The following is a 23,709-nucleotide window of genomic DNA, read 5'->3' on the forward strand; positions in this document are numbered from 1 at the left end:
TTTATACCCTCTCCTTAAGACGTTCTTTTTGTGCACCTTCTTTATGTGATATTACATCTAGTAAATCTCCTGCATGATACAATTGCTTTTTATCTGTCCAAAGTTCATCAGGCGTCCATTCTGGGTCAACACGACACCTTTCTGAGGGATAATTCTCTGCAAATCCCTGATATAACAGATGCAAAAATTGACACACTGCCTTTGGTTTTATAATTAGACCTTTGCATAGGTTTTCTGGATCTGAACTATAGTGGCGATGAACAGTCCCCCCTCTTATGATTGCAAGGTCTCCTGCTTCCCACTTATACTCTTGACCATCATGGATTTCATATCCCTCCCCTTCTAAAATATACAACATGGCTTCATTCTGATGGTAGTGTTTTTTCCCATGGCTTTCGGGAGCTAGAACTCTATAATGTAACTGTAATGACTGGGTGATCCCCGACCAGGGCCTTACAAGCTGTTTCCCCCACGTTTGAGATCCTTGTGGTGGTGAAGATTTGGCCTTCATTGGTATTTCACTCCCTCTGATCAATCTCTTTTCAGGATCTCTGAGGCTCTTCCAGACATCTTTATAATCATATCTATCTGTTTCTAAAGCTGTTACGTAAGTCCTTTTCCCGGGAAACGTTTTTTCATAAGCAGCATCTACTGCTTGCTGCACCGTTATACTTTTTCCGCCATCTGTTCTATGAGGGTGATCATTGCACATAATCTTTTAATCCGTATGATGTGTTAGTCCTTGATCTATCTAAATGATGACGTTTTATTTTTGCATTCCAACCGGGAACTAATATGACTTTAAATTGATCTGGTAATGCCACCATCCACTCGAATATTCTGACCTGTGATGTATGCTGCCCCATCAGATGCTAAAAAGCTCACCAAACTAGATATTTCCTCAGTCGTTCCATATCGATTCAATGGAATTCTAGATTTAATTTCCTCTTTTTCGGGCAAACCCTTGCTATTAATAAAACCTGGTAATATATTGTTCATCCTAATATTTTTAGAAGCATATTCATCTGCAAATAATTTAGTGAATGCCGCCAAAGCAGACCTAAATATAACTGAAGTAGGAAACATGGGATCTGGTTCAAATACTGCGAAAGTAGATATGTTAATTATGACCCCGGATTTTTGGGATTGCATAATAGGGGTAACTAATTGGGCAGCATGAACCACATTCATCAAATATGTGTCCATACCCTTGTACCACTCCTCATCTGAAATATCTAGAATCGGACCTTTGGGACCATGACCTGCACTATTTACTAGAACATCTACCCTTCCCCATCTATCAATTGTGCCATCAATAAGTTTCTTTATGTCAACTTTCGATTGATTGGACCCTGTCACTCCAAATCCTCCTAGTTCTTTCGCCAACGTTTCTCCTTTCCCAGAGGACGAAAGTATTGATACTTTAAATCCCTCTGAAGCTAATTTTTTAGCTGCATCTGCACCCATCCCCGTCCCTGCAGCAATCAAAACTGCAACTTTTTCATTAACCATCTATGATTTAGCCTACTTCTTTCTACCCAATAGGTCTTATGCCACGGTAAATCCCTTCTCTTGAAGGAATTTTATAACTCTTGCAGTATGGTCTCCTTGCAATTCTATTGATCCATTTTCAACGGTACCTCCACAAGCAAACTTAGCTTTTAGAGATGAAGCAAGGCTCCCGAGATCAACATCCTTTGGATCAAAACCTTGGATAACCGTCACTGCTTTACCATATCTTCTAGTATCTGTCCGAATTGTTATTTGCTGAGATTCTTTCGCCACGTCCTCGCAAATGCAAAGCTCCTCGGGTAACCCACACGTTGAGCAGATCTCTGCCATTGCAATTTATAACCAATCTATCTACTAAAGACTATCGGGGGACTCGATGTGGATTCTTACTATCAATTCCCTTCTCTGCAATCCTCATGTCCCTTGTATTTCTTGCTCAAACCATTGGGTTGGAACTATGTGTCCTATTTCCTCTCTTTCTGCTAGCTGATGTAAAGCCCATCCCGCAGCTGCAAACTGCGCCCCAAAACCCCGATTATAAAACGCCGTTCTATCTTCTAATTTTTCTCTTTTTATATTCCCCATTATTGCCTCGTGCAAACTTGGAACCCTGTCCCATTCAATCCGATCAGATTCCTCCGTATTATCTACGGAAAATTCTGGTATTCTTGCTGGGTCTCCCACTACATAGTAATTAATATTCTTAGCTGGTATCTTTCGTTCTTTAACTGTAGTTCCAATTTCTTCATAAATCTTGATCTTCGGCCACGATTGTACAAATACGTCAAACATCCCCTCTTGGAAAAAATCAGTTGGGGGCTCTTTCCCATTTAATACCCCTACGTGGGTTCCTTCTGAAACCCATTCCATATTGAATACTGGATCCAACGAATTAGTTGCACATTGTATGATGTCCACCTCTTGAAAAACTTCTTCAGGAGTGGTCGTAGCAACCAAATCCATATCCGTCTCGTCCCTCATTGAAGAAACAAATATTTCTCGATTCTTTGAAGTTGGGGAGTATATTTTTGCACTTTCTATCCCATATATATCCTCAAAAGCTAGCAAATGGGCCCTAGCTTGGGGGCCTGTTCCTAAAATACCAACCCGATTGCTATCTTCTATAGCTAAATATTTTGCTGCAATTGCACTTGTCGCAGCTACTCGGTAAGTCTGAATAATCCCATCTGGAAATATGGACAATAATTCCCCAGTCTTAGTACTAAACAACAAAACCAAACCTGTGTACTTTCCACTATCTCCTGGTATTTTATTTTTAGTTCGTTTCCCCTCTCTAGTTTTCCATGTTACTATGTTTGAATTAATTCTTATGGCACCAACTTCCAATGATGGTACTACCCCGCCCATAGTTTTCAATAGATGTGATTTCGCATCAATATCTTCTCCAGAAATAGATTGAGGACTCAGAATATCTTCTCGAGTATCTGTCGCAGCCATCTCTTCTCCAAAACCAACAAACATTCTTTCGACCGCAGAAATAATCTCTGTTACCTGTAGATTTTCAGCAATATCCTCTTCAGTGATAACCCGAGTCATATCTCCTTTGCAACCCTTACACCTACTTATCACTTTTCCCTCTCAACCCTCTTCTAAGCTCCTATAAACGAAGTTAAGTCTCTAAATGAAGAATAAACCCCCATGGAATCAATAGCAGCTATCCTCGAAAAACCAACTAGTAATGGAAAATTCACTGAATCAAGACCTGCTACTATTTGTGAAATAGAAGTGGAAGAGCCCACCGGCGAAGAAGTCTTAGTACAAATTGTTGCCGGAAGTTTATGTCATACTGACGTTGCCATGGCATTAGGAAATATCAATGAACAGTATCCCCTCGTAATGGGGCATGAAGGAGCTGGAATCGTACGTCAAGTCGGAGATTCTGTTACCACTCTATCTCCTGGAGATCACGTAGTGCTTGGAAGGCCCGCATGTGGTATCTGTGAATATTGTAGACAGGGAAGATCTAATTTATGCAATGCAAGGCTAACATCCCGCCACGCAGGAACTCTCCGCACTGGGGAACGTAGATTCTACCGGGATGGAGAAAAAATATACCACTGCCATGGAGTTTCATCCTTTACACAGTTTACCAATGTAACTGAAGAAGTAGCAATTAAAATCAACGATAAACTCCCCTTAGATGAAGCAACTCTTTTAGGATGCGGTGTATTTACTGGAGCGGGGGCTGTGATGAACACGGCAAACATCGAAGCAGGAGCATCAGTCGCCATCTTTGGAGCAGGGGGCGTTGGATTGAGCGCTCTACAAGGGGCTGTGGTCCGTGGAGCGGTAACTATTATTGCAGTAGACATGATCCCTGAGAAACTCCAAGTAGCCAAAAATCTCGGCGCGACCCACATAATCAATGCCAGTGAAGAAGATCCTGTAGACCGAATCAAACAAATAACCGATGGACGCGGCGTAGATTATGCGTTTGATGTTGTTGGAAATCCAAAAGTCGTCGAACAGGCAGTGGAATCTCTTCACTCTACAGGATCTGTAGTCCTAGTCGGAACAACTCCTGCAAAAAAACATACAGTCAATCTCAATCTATATGAGATGGTCGTACGGGAAAAATCTATAATTGGATCCTTTAATGGGTCTTACAGTCTTCAAACAGCAATCCCCATGCTAGCAGATCTAGTTGTGGCAGGGCATATGTCGTTAAAAGAAATGATCAGCAGCAAACGTCCACTTTCTGAGATCAATGAAGCAATGGAGGCATTAGAAGAAGGCGGATCTGCAATTAGACAAGTCATCCTGCCTCCAAAATAACCAGTTATATTTATTAAATATCAACTCTCATATCTCTACATGAAAGCCATACACGATTTAGGGGGAATACATGGATTCGGCCCAATCAAAATGGATTCTGCCCAATTCCACGAAAGATGGGAACAGGAAGTCTTTGTAATTAACAAAATAATTCAAGTACATGGTATTTACAAAGTAGACGAAAAACGTCATGCATCAGAGAGAATTCCACCACTGCGATACCTTCAACTCAGCTATTTTGAAAAATGGCTCGATAGCATTGAAATGTTGTTAATTGAGAAAGGAATCTTAACGAGAGAAGATATCGATTCTCGCCGAGAGTCTCTCCCATCGGGTGCACAACAAAACGAATCCAACCCTGATCCTGATTTGACCACTAAAGTATTGGAATCATTCAAAAAAGACAAGCTCAAAGAAGTCGAACCCACGAAAAATAATTTTCATATAGGGGATGAAGTTGTAGTAAAATCTAATAATGAATTTGGCCATTGTAGGGCCCCCGCATATGCTCAAAAAAGTACTGGAACGATCGAACAAATTTTTGGAACATTCCCCCTGCCAGATGCCATAGTGCGCGGGGAGTATCTCGCCGAACCTGTGTATAAAGTCCGATTTTCAGCACAAGAACTCTGGGGTGATTCTTATCCCGAGAATGATTCTATTACTCTAGATTTGTGGGAAAGTTACCTCTCACCCACTCCATCTTAGTTACTGGTTAATTTTTTTTTTTGGAATTTTCGTTAGCATTTCTGCAACATCCTGAATGTCATGCGTTTCAAGAAATAATAACGATGCTTCTCTTATACTAAAATTCGCTTCAATATCTTCTCCATAGTATTTTGCATATATTTCCAACCAACCATTCATAATTGATTCAATTCTTTCGAATTGTTCTGGAGTTATGGGAATTAATTTTCCTTTTATTCGGGCCTCTATATACATAGCAATAGCTGGCCCAAACCCTATCATGAGGCAATCTAAAGCAGAATCCCATTCTACCAATCTGCTACCGCAATTTCTTTCAATTTCCCTTCGTAGTTCTCCTTCAAGAATCTCTATTCTATCTGAAAAATCATCCAATCTTTTATCCGTATTTGAACTCGACACCTTTGTTTCCTCTTGGGTTGCTCCACTCCGTTTCGGCTACTACTGCACACGTACCACACTCAATACACGGCTGCGTATCTAAGCTAACCCGAAGTTCAACCGTCCCATCTACTTCTATTTCTTCTACGCGATAACAACCCCCTCCAAATCCAACAGCACTCACTGGACATGCAGTCACAGCACCACCACTTACAGTGTACGAGTTATCTATAAGTTCGATGTGTGGCTTTCCTATATCTGTGTCATATGATAGTTTACTAATACGATCTGCTAACTCTGGAGGATCTACCAAGTTTTTACTTTTAATTATTTCTCCCACTTCTTGACCAATTATTGTTGGGAGGGTAACGTATGGTGTAGAAGTATCTGGTATTGCCATCGATAAGATGGGTACGTTGTATAATTTTCCTATTCTTTTCCCCATTGCCCTTATCGCCACTCGACCAACAGGAGAGGTCAACACACCATCTACTATTGCGGTGGCAACTTTGTTCTCTGCCACTACCTTGACAACGCTATACATTGGAGGACGGAGTTTACTCATAAGCCCAGTCTGACGAAGTTTTAATTCATATCTCTCACCAGCTTTCCCACTATCTCCCTTTCCGTTCATCTCCACAAAGGCTTCAGCTGCAAGCGCACCTGCTGTAACTGCATGGTTCATACCTTTTATTATCGGCCCTTGGGCTTGCATTTGACCTGCAGCATCCCCCACGAGCAAAAGACGATCTAAATGTGGATTTGGGTTTGCGGCCTTTTTCGAATCTGGTACTAGTTTTGCTGAATATTCCAATTCACAATAATCTTTGTCTAGCCATTGGCCCAATAATGGGTGGGTTAATAATTTGTTTAATAATTCATGACTCTCTGCTTCTTCCTCCATAATACTATCTAGGTGGAATACTGTTCCAATCGACAATGATTCCCGATTCGTATACAAGAACCCTCCTCCTCGAACACCCTCAAAAAGATCTCCGGAAAATAAATGAGCAATTCCCGTTTCTGGTTCTAAATCAAATATGCCATCTACGTCTTTTAGATCAACGACCACTTTTACACCTTGGAACCATTCTTCTGGGCGCTCCCAGTCCATTAACCCCGATGCACGAGCCAATCCAGACGTTACCCCATCTGCCGCAATCACCACATCTGCTGTGATTGGATCTATTTCGTCACAAGTCACTCCCTCGATTTTCCCGTTTTCATCCCTTAGCAACCCGTTCACGTGTATCCCACTTATCAGGCCACCTCCTGTTTCTTGAGTCCTATTTTGTACTTCTTTTGAAAGCCAAGAATCCATTTTTCTTCTAAGAACTGAGTCACACCATTTTGTATCATATTCATGAAGCCCTTTTAGATCAAATGAAGCCACTTTTTCTCCAGATATATTGTGAAGTTTGTATTCTGTTATTGGCCTCTCTGTAGCTTCGTTTCTAAATTCTGGAAAGAGATTATCAATAGTATATGGGGAAGATTCTTCCGCGTATATAAGACCGCCAGATACATTTTTTGATCCCGGTTCTATTCCTCTTTCCAACACGATCGTTTCAATATCATTCTCTGCCAGTACTGCAGCAGCAGCAGCACCACCTGGCCCTGCCCCCACCACTATCGCTTCATAGTGCTCGTATTCACGCATTATTTTTTTCTCCTTTTATAAATTTTGATAGGTTCCCTTTCCCCACACTTAGTTCTTCTACCATTTTGGGAATTATATCAAACAGGTCTCCTTGTATGAAATAATCTGCAAAATCCCGAATATCTGCAGTTTCATCTTCATTTATTGCAACTATAATCTCCGATTCTACCATACCTGTCTTATGTTGAATCGCCCCTGATACTCCCAGTCCAATATACAATTTTGGTTTTATCCATTGGCCAGTTTCTCCTATTTGCCTCTCTTCTTTTGCATACTGTTCCACTCTCCCCTCAAATTTGTAGGAAGATGTCACGATTCCTCTTGTTATTCCCAAAGCTGCGTTATCGAACATGTTTACAAGTTCCAATCCCAGATCAATTCCACCAGTTGGGTCTTTCCCAATTCCTCTCCCCAAGCATACAATAACTTCATATTCTGCCAAATCCACTCCAGTCTCAACTTCTTCATTGCCCACGATGGTCACGTCTACCCATCCATCTTCAATTTCCATCTCGTGAGAAAATACCTCCCCCTTTCTATTGGATTCTAACTCTTTTACAGGGAAGCTCCTCGGAATAACAGATGCGCCTTGTGGATGAAATTCTCTGTGTGGGTTATCTAAACAAAGAATCGTTGAATACTCAAAACCAGAAAAATCGGGTCTCTTCATGTGGAGTACTCGTTCAAAGTTTTTCTTTGCCCCGGGCATACCCGTTTTAACAGGATTCGTGATCACTATATTTTCTATGTATAGATCTGAACAGTCAGAAGCTAGACCAGAATCTAGTTCTGCCTGCACTTGAGCCGAAAGGTCTCTCCCGTTATTTGTCGCGGGGAAAATAACATATCTAGGCTCGTCATATTTTTTCCACTTTGGCCGAGAACGGGACATGTCGCAGAAAACTTTTGTATAAGCTGTATGAATAAAACGTGACAAAGAACTATGTTCTGTATATATGACAATATCTGCTCCATACCCAATACACTCATCCGCCAACCGTGCAATATCCTTCCCAATTAAAACAGCTACAACTCGTTCTTTTACCTTGTAATCTTGATTATATTTGTCCATCAATTCCCGCGCTTTTCCTAGCATCTCTCTGGACACATCTATGAGTTCTCCGCGCTGTGTTTCGCAGTATACCCACATATCCTCGTATTTCCCCTCTTTTAACGCCCGAACATGTTTTTTATCTGCAGTAGGGTGATTTAGATACGGATACTTTTCTTCAGGAGCGATATATTCTATTGGTTCGAGTATTTCGACCCCTTCTATTGATTCTATCTTATTTTGTATTTGTTTTTTAACTGCAACTCTGTTCTCCCCTCCTTCTTCTTGGGCAAGCAACCCTCTCAATTCATCTGCACTTTCAATTCCTCTTATTGCATTTGCTATCCCTGCAATTGTCATTGATTTGACATCGATTTCACCCTCTTCCACCTTCTCCGAGAATTTTTTTATTCGACTCTCAATCAATACTATTGCACTTGCTCTATTTTCCCCAGATTTTTCAAGATCCAAAATGGCCTTCAAACTGGTCACGTCTTCTATCTCTCTAATTGCAGCCCCTATCTCTCGAATATCGTGGGAATTTGGATTGAATACCCCATCTCCTCCTGTCCCTCCACTTACATTTTCGATCCGTTCTGTAATTGCATTGATGGCTCCTTTTCGGCCCTTTCCTTCTTTTTCTGCCACCAGTATATTGTTTAATTCCTCACTATCTTCTATCTTTGAAATCTCTTTCGCCAAATCTCCGATAGTCAATTCTTTTGGATCAATCGTCACGTCATCTTCCCCCTACAAATGGTGCCATTATTCCTAACATCTCTTCTAACCCACTCTTGCTTTCTATATCTATGATTATTGCTTCCCTATCCGAGGGAGCCTTTGGGATTGGATCCACCCGCCCCACAATCGTAGGTGACCCATCCAACCCAATGAAATCCGGATCCAAATTCAACTCCTTGTGGTCCCACATAGTCAAAGTTTCTTCATAAGAATCGGATCTAATTTGCGTTTCTTCAGTCAAATTTTGCAATCTTAGTCTGTGAGATGCTCTTGGATACTCTGCTTCAAATTCTGGATCTGGTATTACAAAACAAGGCAAATCAACTTCTACCGTTTCTATCTCCTTAATGTCTCCTTGAACCAGCCGCATTGCCCTTATTTTCCTTTCATTTACATCTACATCCAAACTAACTACGTGCGTGATTATTGGCCACTCAAGTGCCCAACTAGTTTGGGGACCTGTATGTCCTGTCTCTCCATCTGCAGTTTTAAAACCTGCAAAAACAATATCTGGAGTAGGATCGAGCTTTTCCACCGCCGAACAAATGGTTATTGCAGTAGCCCATGTATCTGCTGCTGCCATTTCTCTATCTGATAATAAGTATAACTCATCAGCATAGATGTTCATGGCCTCTTGCAATATTTCTTTGTATCCTGGAGGCCCCATGCTCATCACCGTAATTTTCCCACCACTACGGACTTTTGTCTGTAGTGCAGCTTTCATGGCAAAGCGATCATTGGGATTCATCACTGTTGGAGTTTTGCCCCTTTCCAAGTGCCCATGCTCATCAAACGAAACTTTTCCTTCTCGAAAGTCCGGCACACCCTTCGTTAACACAACAATATCGATGTCAGAACTGTTGTTATCCATCATTCTTGTATCTGCTTCCCTAGTGTGTAAATGTAACTAATTCACCCTGTCACAAAGGTATTCACTTTCTGCGATATTAATTCAGAAAAATTAGATGTATTTGGTTTATGTTTATATCCTTCCAGCTCTCCCCGGATCCACGTCAATAGCATCCACCGGACATACATCTACACACAACATACAATCAATACATTGCGCTTCATTCATTGGACTCGCTTTGATTTCACTTTCCGGATGTCCTGGTGTATCTACCCATTCAAAAACATCAACAGGACAATCTTCCAAACAGGCCCCATCTGCTAGGCATATGTCGAAATCTACAGCAACATGAGTCCCATGGATCCCTAGTTGATCTGGCTCATTAACCGGGCCCCAAATCTTAACCCCATTCGCTTCCCCTGATACTTCTCTATTCTGGTCAAAATTAGGATCAATTGGCATCTTCTGAACCCAGTGAGATTCCCCGAACAAATAAATTACCCGTATTTAAATCTAGGACTTTATTTCTTTCTATTTGCATTTCTGCTCGGTCTAGTGTGCTCTGACCCTTTACCTTTTTTATGCAATCCCCTCCCTCGTTTTCCAGCACTAGTTAAACCCCTATGTGCCCTTCCTTTATGCCCGTTAGAGCAGATCCAATTTAGATCTTTATCATTTTGAATCGCCGCATGATTTGGATCTACAAGAATAACTTCAAACCACTTTCTAGACCCATCTACTCCTACCATGTATGAATTCAAAACACGCAAATTGGGATATTTTCTAGTCGCACGTTCTTCCGCAATCCTTTGTCTGCTTTTTGCCCGTGTCAATCGGTTCACTCCCTGTCTTTTCGTACGGCGACCTGCTTTGTGCCTTTGTATGCGGGCTGAGGACTTTCGAACACTAACCCTCACCACCAAAATACCTTGTTTCGCCTTGTAACCCAAAGATCTCGCTCTGTCAAGACGAGTCGGCCTGTCCAATCGAACTATTGCCCCTTGTTTTCTCCATTCCTGTAATCGTTCCCATTGAAGTTCTTTCAATTTGCCTTCTTTGGGATCTTTCCACGTTTCTCTAATGTATGTGTAAAAGCTTCTTGCCATTTGCTAACCTCGCGGATTCTTAACGGTTCAGCCGTAAAGCCACATCCCGCATCAACCTGAGTTATACAGGCGCCCCACCGGTTCCGCATTCCGGCGAATCTGTACTCCTCATGCAGCTTTCGATCCTTTTAAGCACTTCGAAACAGACGTCAATCGTCTCATAGGTCTTCCAATAGATCTTTTATTTCTCTAATTTTCTTTTCAGTGTCTTCTCGATGTGTTGCTATTGACGCTTCTAGTTGTAGAAGTTTTGTCTGAATGGTCATTGTTTTTATATGGGTAGGCCCTTCTGTTTCTAACTCTTCCTCTGCTATGATCATTTGATTCCCATCTGTAATTTTTGGTATTGCATCTACTGAGTCTGCAAAAACAGATGGAACTATCTTATCTATCGTTCCATCTCCCAAAATAGACGGGATCATTTTCTCATATTCTTGATAGTCTTTGTAACCTTTATATAATGCAAGTCCATTCCGAGCTTGAACACAAATAAGTCTAGCTCGCTCTTTATCTGTTTTGATCCTTTGCATCCTTCCTTTATATTCAATAAGGATCTCTGCCGAAACCCCTCCTTTCTCAATATCAACCCGACTTACGTCTTCATAATTAAAATTCTCATAATCTCTACTCCATAGGGCCACTCCAATATGCTTCAAGAATTGTTTATCTGTGAGAACAACTGTTAGCTGACCATATCGATATACGTGTCTGATTAATTCTCCAGGTTCTACCACCCCTGTTGCTTTAAGCACCCCCCGAACTAATGGATCCACAACTCTGTCATAATACTTCGCATACAATGAGAACTCCCGCATCCCTTCCAACCCATAATTGAGTACAACTCTCGCCTTTCTCTTATCTGAAAAAATAGAAATCTGATCTACATTGAGGCCATATTCTTCAAATATTTCACTGTTAATTATCCCCTCCTCGCGATGTATAAATACACGTTCGGTCGTGGTGATCATATGTGTTCCACTAGCTACCAGAACTCGGGAAACAATTTTTTCCTCTTCTCCAATTGAATCCAATAGCAAACTAGGGATGTCCATGCTAAGAGATCGGCATCTTTGCACATAACTCTTATCCACCTTTGAAGCAAACGCCCAGGATTGCCTTCCGACCTATTCGAAGCCATTATTTGTACTTAGCAACCACTTACAAGATGTGCCCCGATGGCTTAGAGGTTATAGCGCCACACTCATAGGGACAAAGAGAATGTAATTTTTCATTCTCGTGGTCTGGGACATGTGGAGGTCGCTGGTTCGACTCCGGCTCGGGGCATAATTTTAAAATCCCATTATTTTTTTCACACAAGTAGATCCAAATGGTCCCCATTCTCTGTCATTAAGTATGATGAAATATCCTGTCGAGAGGCTAGATCCACACCGGCAACATGTAAATTCCCCTACTCTTATCTTCACCTTACTTCTATAATCTCCCGAAACACTTCCTGACGATTTAACACCAACACCATCCCTTTCTATCGCCCCTCTCCTCTCTGCCTCTTCCAATATTTTCCGTGTTAATTGAGGATCTTTTGTAACTATCTCAATCCGACCAATTGCTTCTGATAATGTCATTTCTCTCTTTCCTTGGGTTAGAAATACTATCCCATCCTCGAGAGCTTGATGTTCCATCGACCCCTATTAGGCCCCTCCCTATTTAAAATATTTATTGATAACAGTCCTCTTTGTTTGATACTCACACAAATGGATCACTACAATCATATATCACACCGTGATTTGGACACACATATTTGCAATGTCGAGAAAATAAACCGGAACTGCAAACAGGACACACACGATTAGATGACAATTTTAACATCCTCGGAATCGATAGATTCCGTTTCGAGAAAGTGTGCTATATATTCTTCCTCTATGAATGTGCTATATTCCTCAGTAACTCCCACTATACATGCAAGCTGAACCCTTCTGGGACCATGGTAATCTCCATTCCTAGTAACAGAAAAGCAGATGAGTTCTTCATCTCCATACTCGATTTTAGTCCCTTTCTGTAAATGAGCATCCCCATTGATCAATAACCGCTTCATCTACCACTGCTTCACTGCGGAGATTATTAATGGCTTCGAAGTGAGTAATCCAAATGACTCTATATAATAGACTTCAAATGTATTGAATATTTCTCACGCATAGATCAAACGCGTTTTAAGGAGGCGGTTCTACAAGAAACTCAACAATCATGCAAATGCCACGTCGATTAAATACACATTGCCCATATTGCAATGCTCATCATGAGCATGAAGTAGAAAAAGCCCGTCGAGGGCGGGAACGCGGGATGCATTGGATCGACCGTCAACGAAAAAGAAACTCTGGAATCGGAAACTCTGGTAAATTTTCAAAAGTCCCGGGAGGCGACAAACCCACTAAACGAACCAACTTAATTTATCGATGTACCACGTGTGGAAAAGCACACCAACGCAAAGGATGGAGGGCCGGAAGGCTCGAATTACAGGAGTAGTCATTTATGTCTGGAAAATTCCACCGTGTTAAATGCTCGAACTGTGACAATGAACAAATACTTTTCAACCGCTCTTCAATAGTGGTACATTGTTCTGGCTGTGGAGAGGCCCTTACCCAATCAACTGGAGGGGTTTCTATTATCCATGCAGAAATACTTGAGACTCTTAGCGATCAATGAAATATAGTGGGTGGCCAGAAGTAGGGGAGCTTGCCGTTTGTCAAGTCGGAGACATAGAGGATTTTGGTGTTTTCTGCGATCTTCAAGAGTATGAAGAAAAACGTGGACTCATCCATATAAGCGAAGTGGCATCAGGCTGGGTAAAAAACATAAGAGATCATGTTAAAAAAGGCCATCTAGTCGTTTGCAAAGTTCTCACAGTAAATGAATCTAATCATCAAATTGATCTATCATTAAAAGATGTTAATGACCACCAACGCTCTGAGAAAATACAGGAGTGGAAAAACGAACAAAAAGCCGACAAATGGCTAGAACTAGCACTTGGATCTGATCTATCCAATGATCAATTCAATAGAATTGTGCCAGGGTTTCTAGACAAATACGGAACACTATATGCCGCCTTCGAACATGCCGTATTAGATGGGAAATCGGCCTTCGATGAATTAGATTTGACAGAAAAAGAAATTGATTCAATCATCTCTATCGCAGCCGAAAACGTTTCTTTATCCAATGTGAGTATTTCCGGGTATGTTGATCTCGAGTGTTCCACCCCTGATGGAATTGATTCCATCCGAGATGCACTCAGGTCTGCGGAAGAAGATATAGTCCTCCCCCCTGACGTTGAACTTGATCTCATTTATGTTGGTTCTCCCGAATATCTTATCAAAATTGTTGCCCCCGATTACAAACTCGCAGAATCTCTCCTAGATGAGTATGCAAATCACATCATAGCATCTATAGTTAAAAGTGGAGGCACTGGAAAATTCCACCGCGACCGGAATATAGACGAAGATTCTTAGTACTTCGTGGCCCAATGCGCCATATCAACCTCCTATGAAGTCCAAAATACGAGTGTGCTCTTCTTGGAAATCAAACCACGATTCCCCCTTATATACTCTCTCTGACCAATGTCCAATTTGCAATTCTCCAGCTATTAATAGTTCACCTGCACCCTTTGGACTTGAAGACCATTATGGTGAATATCGAAGAAGAATCCTACGAAGAAAATCTAACCAGTGACATATGTTTGAATCTATAGTCTCTCCAATATGGGTCACGAATATTCTTGCTTGGACATTCACTTTATCATTTGCATTAGCCTGGGTTTTTGCAAACAAAAGTGAACATATCTCCCGTAAAATAAGAATAATCGCATGGTTTTTATTCGGCATATTTTGGCTTCTATTAACCCCGAGATTTGCTATTGTAATGCGCTCACCCATCGAGACTGTTCTTAGTCTCCTTGCCATTCCCATTTGCTTCCATGCTGGCTATCTATTACTCACTGAACAGTCCCTTCGCCTCTCACTCTCAAACGCGATTGCAGTAATGGGGATTGTCTACTTGCCTTTTGAAACTATAGAACCCCTTGGTATCTTTTTAATTAACATAGTTACCCAACATGTATACCTTACTATTCTTGGAACCGGGTTCGATGTAATCCTCACCGATGGCCCTGTTATCGGACATAAAAGTGGATTATTATTCTCACGAGTTGGGCACGATTATTTAACGCATATCGTTTTGGCTTGTACCGGAATTGGAACTATAACCATTTTTTTAGGACTGATAACTTCTCTCTCCATCTCCCTCTCTCGAAAAGCCATTGCATGCATTGTGACAACTTCTCTTATATATGTACTTAATATCCTTCGAAATGTATTCATTGCCATCTCCTTTGGGGAACAATGGTTCCAGTGGTTTGTACCCTCTGTTCTACTTATTACGGGATATGATGACCCCCGACTCGTTTCTTTTTTCATCGCAGACCGAGTCATCAGCCAGAGTCTAACTGTTCTAGTTGTAGGGGCATTACTCTTGATTTCTATAAGAATCGTCCCTGAAATTATAGATTTACTGGAAGAACTTCTTTACCTTCTCACTCGGAAGAAATATGACCTCCACTACGCATTCGAACCCATATCTCCCAATCGCTAACGTTATTGGAAAATGAGGCCTAATCTTTTTCACTGATGGTTGAACAAAGTTTGAGAGAGTGGGCTGCAAATCTAGAAAAACGTGGAGATCTTGTCGTCATAGATAAAGAAGTCTCAACAAAATTTGATATGGCAGCTTACATCAAAAAATCCTGTGAAGTAGAGGGCCCTGCATTCCGGTTTACCAACGTGGCCGGATATGATATGAATGTTATGGGTGGTTTTTACGGCACTAAAGCTCGCATCCTCGAGTCCGTAGGTGTCGAAACCCACGAACAAGGAGTCCAAAAATATATTGACGCTATTAACAACCAAATCGAAACTAAAACAGTGAAAAAAGCCCCTGTAAATGAAGTTGTTAAGACGGGGGATGATGTTGATCTATACAATATACCGATCGTCCATCACTCTGAAATGGACTTTGGAGATTATATCACCGGAGCATCTTTAATTTCCAATTTACCACATTCTGGTGTTCGTGGTTCTGGTATTCATAGAATGTACCGTCAATCTAAACAAGAACTCACAATATGGGCTCCCCCCGAAAGGCGTATCGGATATGCGTATCGTGTAAACCAAGATAAAGGAGAATCCACAGAAGTGGCAGTTGTCATTGGACCCCCGCCCGCCGTAACCATGGGAAGTATCGCCAACGCTCCCCATTTTGTCGATAAATTATCGATTGCAGGGGGATTACAAGGATCTCCAATTGAGGTAGTCAAATGCAAAACCATAGACGTTGACGTCCCTGCACATGCTGAGATGGTCATCGAAGGACTAATTCATCCTGATAATTTGGTAGAGGAAGCACCATTTGGTGAATTCCCTGGAACATACGGTCCAAAACAAATGTGTCCTGTTGTAGAAATAACGGGTATCATGCAACGTTCAGACGCGATGTATCATACCATCTTAACCGGTTTTCCTCCTACAGAAAACAACCTCATGAATTGGCTCCCTCGGAGTGCAACTGTTAGACAAGACGCAGAAAGAGCAGTACCCTCTGTGAAACAAGCGTTGGTCAAATGCGACCCCTATTCTGGAGGAAATGGTATGTATGAAGCATTTGTCTCTATAGATAAACGCCTTGAAGGCGATCCCAAAAATGTCATCGCTGCTGTTTTGGGTGGCCGCTGTCAAGCAAAATATTGCGTCGTCGTTGACACAGATATTGATCTATATGATGAACGTCAGATAAACTGGGCTCTAAACACCCGTGTACAACCACACCGAGATGTTATAACTTTCCCAACTATGACCGGAGCCCCACTCGATCCTTCTGGCCCTCCTCGTCAATCAGAAAAGATGGGAATAGATGCGACAGTCCCACTTGATGGTGACAAATTTACTTTCTCCCGAGTAACGGTCCCTGGATCTGACGAAGTGGAGTGGTAATCTCAACCCCGCCTTACTTTCCCAAATCCGTATTCCTTTGGAATATTCTTAATCCGAACTCGGGTACTACTGCGAGAAGGTGGTCAAAAATATCTGCTTGGATTTCCTCATAACGGACCCAATCTGTATCATTAGAAAATACATATATCTGAATTGGAAGTCCCTTCTCACTTGGTTCCAATTGCCGAACCATACACATCATATCTTCACTGATATTGCCGTTCTCCTTCAAATATGCTTCAACATATGCTCTAAACGTACCAATATTGGTCAAACTCCGGCCATTAATGATCTCTGAAGAATCAAACCCATTCATTTGGTTATACTCCTCAATTTCCACCTGCTTGCCCTCAATATATCCTTTGATAAGGTCAAATTTCTTAAATTTCTGCAACATTTCCCCATCGCAGAGCGAAATACTATTCATATCGATCCAGATAGAGCGCTTGATTCTCCTTCCTCCGCTTTTTTCCATGTTCTTCCAATTCTTGAATGTGGATTCAATAAGCTTGTGAGTGGGAATTACTGAAATAGTTTTATCCCAATTCTCGATTTTCACTCCTTGTAACGCAATATCTACTACGATACCATTTGCACCAAATTGGGGAACTTCAATCCAATCCCCCTGTTTGAAAAGACTGCTGGAATTTATTTGTATGCTAGCAACTAATGCAAGAATTGTATCTCTAAAAATCAATAATAGAACTGCAGTCATCGCACCAATTCCACTAAGCAACAGGACGGGATTTTTATTCACTAGAATTGATACAACGGCCACAATTCCAAGACCCCATACAATGAGCTTGACAACTTGCAAATAACTTTTTATATTAAGTCCATCTGCATACTTTGTAGTCTGATAGTATTCCCCCAAACTATTGATAATGCCTTGGAATATCAAAACACCACACAGTATAATCACACATATTGAAATTCTCTCAATAGCAACTGCAAATTGAGGAATGGTATATGCAAAATTATAAAATATTATTGCAGGAACTAAGTACGATAAAGGTTCCAACACTTCTTTGGTAACTAAGTAATCGTCTAATACGGTATCAGTTTTTCCAACCAGGTTTTCTGGCCACACAGAAACGACCCTTCGAGTAGCCGCCCATCCAACAAATCCCATGACTGCCAAAATCCCTAAAACGGTTGCCGAATACAAGACTGGATCCGAGGGCAAATACGGGTTCATATATTCAACTACCATGCCTAGCGCCTCCACCAGGGCTCGAACCTGGGACATCCTCGTTAACAGCGAGGCACTCTACCAACTGAGTTATGAAGGCTCTGCATGTGACTTTACCAACGCAATTTACATATTCGTTTCGTTTTCAATAAACGCCCCATTATCAGACCGATACTCTTTCATTTAGTGTCGGAGTACCGATAACAGACTATGGTACAGTTCGATAACATACTAGCCAGCGTTAGAGAACAAGTAGTACCAACTTCTTCAGAAAGAAAAAAGCTCGAAGAAGCCATCCAAGAACTACAAATACTATCTCGACAAGCAACATCCAACCTCCCTTTCAAAACACATATGCTCCATCTAGGAAGTACTTCTCGCGATACTTGGTTGCGCGGAGATGTTGATATTGATATTTTTATTCAATTCCCCCGATCCACTTCTAAACAAGATTTAGAGAAATATGGCCTTGAAATTGGGCACAAAATTCTACCCGATGGACATGAAGAATATGCAGATCATCCCTATGTAAAAGGCACATTTAACGGTTTTAAAATAGATATCGTCCCTTGCTATGCCGCCACATCCGCCATCGATCTCATATCTGCGGTAGATCGGACTCCTCTTCACGGGGTATATCTATCAGACCAACTAACTGAGGAACTTTCTACCGAGATTAGACTCCTTAAACAATTCTTCAAAGGGTGCGGGGTCTATGGATCCGATCTCAAGACTCAAGGAGCATCTGGCTATCTGTCTGAGCTTCTCATAATCTTATTTGGGAGCTTTACAAATACCATCGAAGAGATGTCCAAATGGATTGTTCCTATACGATTAGACCCAAATGGCACAAGTGAACATTTTTTTGACTCTCCGCTCACCTTCATAGATCCTATAGACCCATCTAGAAACGTTGCTGCTGCTCTCTCCTCCCCTAATCTATCTCTAATCCAACATTATTCCCGCGAGCTTTTATCCCGTCCAAGAATAGAACTATTCTATCCACACTCTATGGAACTAATTACAAATGAGGAGTTACAGGACCATATAGCCAATAGGGGCACTTCTCCTATTGCTATCATTTTCCACACCCCTGATATAGTCGAAGATGAATTGCACCCCCAATTGCAGAAATCTCTATCGGGAATAGCAGATCTGTTGACTCGACACGATTTCAATATAGTCCGATGCGACACATTCTCGGAATCCAATTCCATCTTCTTCTTCGAACTATCGTCGATTGAAATACCTTCTATAGAACACCACGATGGACCTCCACTTAGTTCTCAACCACACGCATCTGCATTTTTAGATAAATACACCAAAACAGATGTGTACGGCCCCTTCATCGACAACGACCATTATGTAGTCGAGCGGTTCCGAGAATTTGATAATGCCGTGGCCTTCCTAAAAAGTGAGGCAATTTTCACCGCACGAATTGGTCCTGACATAGGGGATTCCCTCAAAAATCACTACGATGTTCTAGCCGAATCTGAACTTTTAACTTTAACACCCGAATTTGGCATTCATTTACACAACTATTTCAACCCAACATTGTGACTGCAACCTCTTCATTATCTGTATAAAATAGTCCAATGGCCATCTGTAGATGACCGCAACAGCTCCACCGAAAGCTGTTTTATCACTGTTACTGGGCCACGCTACTGGATCCTGCCTCGACTGAGACAGGGATATGCTAAGTCTTCATAGATACTGTATGGATGGGGGAGGATATAAACTCTATGCTATTTGATATCATATATCATAAAATATATAAACTACCGAGTGCGTTCATACTACAAATGCCCTGTGACAATCCCCATTGCCAATGTGATCCCTGCACGTGCGACCCCTGTCTTTGCACCGAAGAAACGCCTTGTATGTGCCATAAACCTTCTCTACTCGAGCGTATATTTTCCACTATGGAGCATGCATCCAACTTACATTATTATGAATAATTAGCTATTATCCTTCCAAAATTTTTACACAAGTCTCTATGTCTTCTTTTTGGATGGTCTTCCTTCCCGCATGACGTGACAGAATCGCGCTCTTTTTTGCTATTTGGTCTGCATAATCCTCTAAATATTCTGCAAGAATCAATCTTGCATCATTGCCAATTCTATATCGATCATCTATTTCCGATCGTGCAATGCGATCAACAGGGGCAATAGGCAATACTAGTTCTCTTTCAGAACTTCTTTCTCTAATATTGAAATCTCCTTCCTGGATGGTTTTTCTCCCATTTTCTCTTGCAATTCTAGCAGCCCCAATTGCGAGATTTGCACCTTCTATTTGAATCAAACGGGCCAATTCTTCAGTTGCCTCAGAACTCACCCGGAGTACACCTGAATTTCTACGAATAATCGTATCTACTGGAGCAAACGGCAATTCCATACTCATACTTCACACGGCAATATGTATGGACTTAACCCTTCCTGTCCCTACCACTTCGGATAGTTCTGTACCCATGGTCTAGTCTCTTCCAATGCCCCTGCAACTGCTAATACAATATCATCCCTAAACCTTGGACCAACCACCTGCATCCCCGTTGGCAACCCACTTTTCGTCAATCCACTTGGAACCGAAGCCACTGGATTTCCTGTTAAATTAAATGGCCATGTAAGCGAAGTCCCATGCTTCACCGAAACCGAAACGCCTCCAATTTCTGTGGGAATTTCTGCATCTGGATGTGGTGGAACTGCCATGGTTGGAGTCGCCAATACATCCACTGACTCCAGCAATCTCGATAAACTCACATAGAATTCTGTCCGTAGGTTGTTTGCCAAACGATATTCCAATACCCCTTTCCTCCCCCCCGATTGGATGCGGTCAATAATAATCGGGGATACAACACTTTGATGCTCCATAAGATCAATACCCGTTGAAATTTTTAGATTGTGCGCAGTTTCTGCATAGACTATCTCTAATCCGATCATCAACACTTCGTGTAATTTCTCCCATTCTGAAAATTCTATTTCTGTATATACAATTTCTGCACCTGCTTCTTCTAATCCTCCCAACGCATCTTCAATTTTTTGCACGACCTCTTCTTCAATTGGTTTATCCAAAAACGTGCGATCATATCCTATTTTCATACCCTCTACTCCCTTTCCAACAGCTGATACATATTCTCCTTCAAATATCGGGAGGCTATCGGGATCTTCGGGGTGTGGACCTGCTATCACATCTAACATCATTGCTGCATCTTCTACCGTCCGCGTCAATGGCCCACTCGCTGCAAATGGGAGATGATATTTAAATGCATCCGGGCGCATCGCATGGGGCACTCTCCCCACAGACGGAAAATGACCATATAAATTACACATACAAGCTGGACCTCTAATAGACCCCGCATGGTCCGATCCTTGTGCCCAAGGGACCATGCCCGACGCCACCGCAGCAGCACTTCCCCCCGAAGACCCACCCGGCGTAACTTCTATATCGAACGGATTTGCCGTCCTCCCAATTATTTCATTATGCGTGATCCCCTTGTGTCCAAACTCTGGAGTATTGGTCTTCCCCACAACAATAGAACCTGCTCCCTCTAATCGCTCAACTAGTGGCGCGTCCCGATCAGGAATATAGTTGGAAAATGGAACCGAACCAAATGTATGTACTATCCCCTTTTTAAATGCAAACAAATCTTTCACTGCGACTGGGACGCCCGCACATGGGCCTATAATTTCCCCCCGTTCTATTCGATTTTCTAATACCTGTGCCGACTCCCTTGATTCTTCTTCTAATATTGTAATAAACGCATTTATTTTTGGATTAATTTTTTGAATTCGATCCAAGGTAGATCCAATGACCTCTGCCGGTGAGGTTTTTCTCTCTGCTACATTTTTTGCAATCTGCACCGCAGATTCACACACTTTCACTCTGACCTCTCTAAAATACTTATTGAAGTTTTCCAATTAGTAGATGCTTCCAAATCTTCTTGCCAACCTTCTTTCACCAGAATATCTGTACACAATATTTTGTCCCCTGGCCCTATCTCAATATCCGCCTTTTCATCCCATAACGCCATTCGTATTTCCCCGGTTCCATCTTGAATTCTGATATTCCTAACTTGGCCCTTTGTCCCATCCTTTCGATCAAATACTCTTGTTGGATCTGCTACTACGATGACACCTTGAATATCTGCGGTATCTCCGATTTCTAGCGTATTTATTTTGTTCGATTTTACAGAAAATTCAACCTCTCCTTCTACTATATTAACCGATCCCCCCTTGCCAACATGTAGTTCTAGTTGAGATTCTCGTTTCCGTATGTACCCTTTCGTCACTTCTATCGACTTCCCCTCTGTAATCGATTCTATTATTTGCGTTTGTTTGTCCCATAACACAAGCCTGATCCTCCCCGTCTCGTCACTTATCGTTATACTAGCCACTTTCCCTTCGGAACCATCTGACCTAGAAAACGTCCGTTCTGATTCAACCGATAGTATCCTTCCAACTACTTGCACATTAGATGCACCCGATATCAGATCTCCAATTTTACACTCATCCATGACATCCACTCGAATGTTTGTATCTTCATCTATTATACTTCGATTCACACTGACTTCGATTTCACCTTCACGTTCACGCGAAAATCCTTGTATTCGTAATACTTGTCCTATCTCTAATTCTTCTTCTATCGCTTTCGCATATTCATTCCAAAATGCCGCCCGTATCCTCCCCGTTTCATCCGCTAATTCAACGTTTAGTACATACCCTTTTTCTTCTTCTCCCTCTTTGTCGAACTCATGAATCTGGCCTATCGACATGACCTTTGCGATAAATCTAACCTCTTCATCTGAACCTGCCTTTACATCGCTAATTGCACATTGAACCTTTCCATTCTGCTCATACTCAATCAACATTTCTGCAACATCTTTATCGATCAAACCCCCCATTTGATTTACCTTTTCCTGCACTGTACTTTCAACCACATCTTCTACCTCTTCAGGCCCATTTGATTCCTTGTTGTCCACGTCGTCCATTTCTAAATTACTCCTCACTACTCGCACACTGGTGAAAGGTTTATCGCCTCATTTCTGCCAAATCTAGAAACAAAACTCTCTTTACAAAAAATATTGTAGTCTCTACTCTGTCCAATTAGGGTAGTGGACTATCCTACGGGCTTGCGGAGCCTGTGACCGGGGTTCGAATCCCCGATTGGACGTAAGCTTAGTTCTTGAACGTTACGTAGAAAAAAGGTTCGAATGTACGTTAATTTCTACAGAATTATATAATATCCGATATATTTCATTTTTTGGGGTTTCTTTTAATTATTCGCCAATCCAATTACCAACTAATATGCCACGAACCTATGGGCTAAGTGACACGAACAATTTCGCACATAAGGTTCCACATAAAGTCAAATATTGGGACAATGAGATGAATGGGAATGTAACTCCATTAGATGTCACTCCCGGATCTGGAAAAGATAGATTTTGGATCTGCGACATCAAGCACTCATATGAAGCAACACCGTATGAAATTCGTGGTAGAGCAGGCAGTGGGTGTCCTTACTGTTCAAACCCTCCCAAACTTATTTGGAATACTGCAAAACGAAGGAAAGAAGGACTTCACATACCTGCCATAGACCCCGAACCAAACAATGATGAAGAAGATCCTCGAGACAATCATTTAAAAAAATTCTGTCTAGACAACGTTGAGGAATATGGACATCTACCCGACGAATGGTATCCTGAGCATCCCGACTGGCCAGAAAATGC

The 23,709-nt window shown here is 41.7% G+C and carries 28 protein-coding genes and 3 tRNA genes; 12 read left to right on the forward strand and 19 right to left on the reverse strand.

All coding sequences use genetic code 11. The features are described 5' to 3' along the window. Nucleotide 1: 1 nt before the first annotated feature. From ACM9H2_RS05080 to ACM9H2_RS05095, 4 genes are all read right to left on the reverse strand, one after another. Nucleotides 2-712, reverse strand: a complete 711-nt coding sequence (locus tag ACM9H2_RS05080; RefSeq protein WP_415488877.1) for a cupin domain-containing protein — start codon at nucleotides 710-712, stop codon at nucleotides 2-4. An 89-nt stretch (nucleotides 713-801) separates the two neighbouring features. Beyond that, nucleotides 802-1,512 carry an SDR family oxidoreductase gene (locus ACM9H2_RS05085; RefSeq protein WP_415488879.1) on the reverse strand — a complete coding sequence of 237 codons (711 nt, stop codon included), beginning with the start codon at nucleotides 1,510-1,512 and terminating at the stop codon, nucleotides 802-804. Nucleotides 1,513-1,548: 36 nt separating this feature from the next. Then, nucleotides 1,549-1,842 (reverse strand): stress response translation initiation inhibitor YciH, encoded by a 294-nt coding sequence (gene yciH / locus ACM9H2_RS05090; protein ID WP_415488881.1) that lies wholly within the window; start codon nucleotides 1,840-1,842, stop codon nucleotides 1,549-1,551. A gap of 84 nt (nucleotides 1,843-1,926) precedes the next feature. Then, nucleotides 1,927-3,069, reverse strand: coding sequence for a hypothetical protein (locus tag ACM9H2_RS05095; protein ID WP_415488883.1), 1,143 nt, complete (start codon nucleotides 3,067-3,069; stop codon nucleotides 1,927-1,929). A gap of 102 nt (nucleotides 3,070-3,171) precedes the next feature. Here ACM9H2_RS05095 and ACM9H2_RS05100 point away from each other — a divergent pair, with 102 nt between their 5' ends. Both ACM9H2_RS05100 and nthB read left to right on the forward strand, forming a co-directional pair. Beyond that, on the forward strand, nucleotides 3,172-4,308 hold the full coding sequence (locus ACM9H2_RS05100) for a zinc-binding dehydrogenase (protein WP_415488885.1): 1,137 nt from the start codon (nucleotides 3,172-3,174) through the stop codon (nucleotides 4,306-4,308). A gap of 39 nt (nucleotides 4,309-4,347) precedes the next feature. Then, nucleotides 4,348-5,016: a nitrile hydratase subunit beta gene (gene nthB / locus ACM9H2_RS05105; RefSeq protein ID WP_415488887.1), complete on the forward strand. Its 669-nt coding sequence runs from the start codon at nucleotides 4,348-4,350 to the stop codon at nucleotides 5,014-5,016. On the opposite strand, the gene ACM9H2_RS05110 is transcribed toward nthB, so the two are convergent. The 7 genes from ACM9H2_RS05110 to ACM9H2_RS05140 form a co-directional block, all read right to left on the reverse strand. After that, on the reverse strand, nucleotides 5,017-5,415 hold the full coding sequence (locus ACM9H2_RS05110; RefSeq protein WP_415488889.1) for a hypothetical protein: 399 nt from the start codon (nucleotides 5,413-5,415) through the stop codon (nucleotides 5,017-5,019). Further along, nucleotides 5,393-7,054 carry a flavoprotein gene (locus ACM9H2_RS05115; RefSeq protein WP_415488891.1) on the reverse strand — a complete coding sequence of 554 codons (1,662 nt, stop codon included), beginning with the start codon at nucleotides 7,052-7,054 and terminating at the stop codon, nucleotides 5,393-5,395. The genes ACM9H2_RS05110 and ACM9H2_RS05115 overlap by 23 nt, the downstream gene beginning before the upstream one ends. Beyond that, nucleotides 7,047-8,843, reverse strand: coding sequence for an electron transfer flavoprotein subunit alpha/FixB family protein (locus ACM9H2_RS05120; RefSeq protein WP_415488893.1), 1,797 nt, complete (start codon nucleotides 8,841-8,843; stop codon nucleotides 7,047-7,049). Before ACM9H2_RS05120 ends, ACM9H2_RS05115 begins: the two co-directional genes overlap by 8 nt. A 1-nt stretch (nucleotide 8,844) precedes the next feature. Continuing rightward, nucleotides 8,845-9,696 carry an electron transfer flavoprotein subunit beta/FixA family protein gene (locus ACM9H2_RS05125; RefSeq protein WP_415488931.1) on the reverse strand — a complete coding sequence of 284 codons (852 nt, stop codon included), beginning with the start codon at nucleotides 9,694-9,696 and terminating at the stop codon, nucleotides 8,845-8,847. A 132-nt stretch (nucleotides 9,697-9,828) separates the two neighbouring features. Beyond that, entirely contained in the window at nucleotides 9,829-10,158 is a 330-nt protein-coding gene (locus ACM9H2_RS05130) for a ferredoxin family protein (protein ID WP_415488895.1), read from the reverse strand. A 59-nt stretch (nucleotides 10,159-10,217) separates the two neighbouring features. Then, the gene (locus tag ACM9H2_RS05135) at nucleotides 10,218-10,802 is read right to left on the reverse strand and encodes a 50S ribosomal protein L15e (protein ID WP_415488897.1); all 585 of its coding nucleotides are present in this window, start codon (nucleotides 10,800-10,802) and stop codon (nucleotides 10,218-10,220) included. Between the two features lie 158 nt (nucleotides 10,803-10,960). Then, nucleotides 10,961-11,854, reverse strand: coding sequence for a hypothetical protein (locus ACM9H2_RS05140; protein ID WP_415488899.1), 894 nt, complete (start codon nucleotides 11,852-11,854; stop codon nucleotides 10,961-10,963). A 117-nt stretch (nucleotides 11,855-11,971) separates the two neighbouring features. Here ACM9H2_RS05140 and ACM9H2_RS05145 point away from each other — a divergent pair. Beyond that, nucleotides 11,972-12,086, forward strand: a tRNA-Met gene (locus tag ACM9H2_RS05145). A gap of 5 nt (nucleotides 12,087-12,091) precedes the next feature. On the opposite strand, the gene ACM9H2_RS05150 is transcribed toward ACM9H2_RS05145, so the two are convergent. The 3 genes from ACM9H2_RS05150 to ACM9H2_RS05160 form a co-directional block, all read right to left on the reverse strand. Continuing rightward, nucleotides 12,092-12,442: a DUF5830 family protein gene (locus tag ACM9H2_RS05150; protein WP_415488901.1), complete on the reverse strand. Its 351-nt coding sequence runs from the start codon at nucleotides 12,440-12,442 to the stop codon at nucleotides 12,092-12,094. Nucleotides 12,443-12,506: 64 nt separating this feature from the next. Beyond that, the gene (locus ACM9H2_RS05155; protein ID WP_415488903.1) at nucleotides 12,507-12,629 is read right to left on the reverse strand and encodes an HVO_2523 family zinc finger protein; all 123 of its coding nucleotides are present in this window, start codon (nucleotides 12,627-12,629) and stop codon (nucleotides 12,507-12,509) included. Then, nucleotides 12,610-12,855, reverse strand: coding sequence for an HAH_0734 family protein (locus tag ACM9H2_RS05160; protein WP_415488905.1), 246 nt, complete (start codon nucleotides 12,853-12,855; stop codon nucleotides 12,610-12,612). Before ACM9H2_RS05160 ends, ACM9H2_RS05155 begins: the two co-directional genes overlap by 20 nt. Before the next feature lie 149 nt (nucleotides 12,856-13,004). On the opposite strand from ACM9H2_RS05160, the gene ACM9H2_RS05165 reads away from it, so the two are divergent. The 6 genes from ACM9H2_RS05165 to ACM9H2_RS05190 are packed head-to-tail and all read left to right on the forward strand — an operon-like array spanning nucleotide 13,005 to nucleotide 16,795. Then, on the forward strand, nucleotides 13,005-13,283 hold the full coding sequence (locus ACM9H2_RS05165) for a 50S ribosomal protein L44e (protein ID WP_415488907.1): 279 nt from the start codon (nucleotides 13,005-13,007) through the stop codon (nucleotides 13,281-13,283). Nucleotides 13,284-13,289: 6 nt separating this feature from the next. Then, nucleotides 13,290-13,463, forward strand: a complete 174-nt coding sequence (locus tag ACM9H2_RS05170) for a 30S ribosomal protein S27e (RefSeq protein WP_415488909.1) — start codon at nucleotides 13,290-13,292, stop codon at nucleotides 13,461-13,463. Then, nucleotides 13,460-14,263: a translation initiation factor IF-2 subunit alpha gene (locus tag ACM9H2_RS05175; protein WP_415488911.1), complete on the forward strand. Its 804-nt coding sequence runs from the start codon at nucleotides 13,460-13,462 to the stop codon at nucleotides 14,261-14,263. Before ACM9H2_RS05170 ends, ACM9H2_RS05175 begins: the two co-directional genes overlap by 4 nt. 34 nt (nucleotides 14,264-14,297) lie before the next feature. Continuing rightward, nucleotides 14,298-14,483: an RNA-protein complex protein Nop10 gene (locus tag ACM9H2_RS05180; RefSeq protein ID WP_415488913.1), complete on the forward strand. Its 186-nt coding sequence runs from the start codon at nucleotides 14,298-14,300 to the stop codon at nucleotides 14,481-14,483. Nucleotides 14,484-14,486: 3 nt separating this feature from the next. Continuing rightward, nucleotides 14,487-15,401, forward strand: a complete 915-nt coding sequence (gene artA, locus ACM9H2_RS05185; RefSeq protein WP_415488915.1) for an archaeosortase A — start codon at nucleotides 14,487-14,489, stop codon at nucleotides 15,399-15,401. Between the two features lie 35 nt (nucleotides 15,402-15,436). After that, nucleotides 15,437-16,795: a UbiD family decarboxylase gene (locus tag ACM9H2_RS05190; RefSeq protein WP_415488917.1), complete on the forward strand. Its 1,359-nt coding sequence runs from the start codon at nucleotides 15,437-15,439 to the stop codon at nucleotides 16,793-16,795. Between the two features lie 13 nt (nucleotides 16,796-16,808). Here the strand turns inward: ACM9H2_RS05190 and ACM9H2_RS05195 are convergent, their stop codons facing one another. Together ACM9H2_RS05195 and ACM9H2_RS05200 are read right to left on the reverse strand one after the other, a co-directional pair. Further along, a complete protein-coding gene (locus ACM9H2_RS05195) occupies nucleotides 16,809-18,008 on the reverse strand; it encodes a mechanosensitive ion channel family protein (RefSeq protein WP_415488919.1) in 1,200 nt (399 codons plus the stop codon). Nucleotides 18,009-18,014: 6 nt separating this feature from the next. After that, nucleotides 18,015-18,087 (reverse strand) — tRNA-Asn (locus tag ACM9H2_RS05200). 110 nt (nucleotides 18,088-18,197) lie between these two features. Between ACM9H2_RS05200 and cca the strand changes: the two genes are divergently transcribed. Next, nucleotides 18,198-19,547, forward strand: a complete 1,350-nt coding sequence (gene cca, locus ACM9H2_RS05205) for a CCA tRNA nucleotidyltransferase (RefSeq protein ID WP_415488921.1) — start codon at nucleotides 18,198-18,200, stop codon at nucleotides 19,545-19,547. A 405-nt stretch (nucleotides 19,548-19,952) separates the two neighbouring features. Here cca and ACM9H2_RS05210 read toward each other — a convergent pair whose 3' ends face one another. From ACM9H2_RS05210 to ACM9H2_RS05220, 3 genes are read right to left on the reverse strand one after another with little or no spacing between them, the layout of a single operon-like run. Next, nucleotides 19,953-20,387 carry a histone family protein gene (locus tag ACM9H2_RS05210; RefSeq protein WP_415488923.1) on the reverse strand — a complete coding sequence of 145 codons (435 nt, stop codon included), beginning with the start codon at nucleotides 20,385-20,387 and terminating at the stop codon, nucleotides 19,953-19,955. 41 nt (nucleotides 20,388-20,428) lie between these two features. Next, nucleotides 20,429-21,865 carry an amidase gene (locus ACM9H2_RS05215; protein WP_415488925.1) on the reverse strand — a complete coding sequence of 479 codons (1,437 nt, stop codon included), beginning with the start codon at nucleotides 21,863-21,865 and terminating at the stop codon, nucleotides 20,429-20,431. Further along, nucleotides 21,862-22,971 carry an OB-fold nucleic acid binding domain-containing protein gene (locus ACM9H2_RS05220; protein WP_415488927.1) on the reverse strand — a complete coding sequence of 370 codons (1,110 nt, stop codon included), beginning with the start codon at nucleotides 22,969-22,971 and terminating at the stop codon, nucleotides 21,862-21,864. Before ACM9H2_RS05220 ends, ACM9H2_RS05215 begins: the two co-directional genes overlap by 4 nt. A 109-nt stretch (nucleotides 22,972-23,080) precedes the next feature. On the opposite strand from ACM9H2_RS05220, the gene ACM9H2_RS05225 reads away from it, so the two are divergent. Further along, a tRNA-Arg gene (locus ACM9H2_RS05225) sits at nucleotides 23,081-23,153 on the forward strand. 134 nt (nucleotides 23,154-23,287) lie between these two features. Beyond that, the coding region (locus ACM9H2_RS05230; protein ID WP_415488929.1) for a zinc-ribbon domain-containing protein at nucleotides 23,288-23,709 on the forward strand (422 nt) is incomplete at its 3' end.

The organism is Candidatus Hikarchaeum yamanae (genome assembly GCF_009889665.1).
Lineage (GTDB): Archaea > Halobacteriota > Halobacteria > Halobacteriales > Hikarchaeaceae > Hikarchaeum > Hikarchaeum yamanae.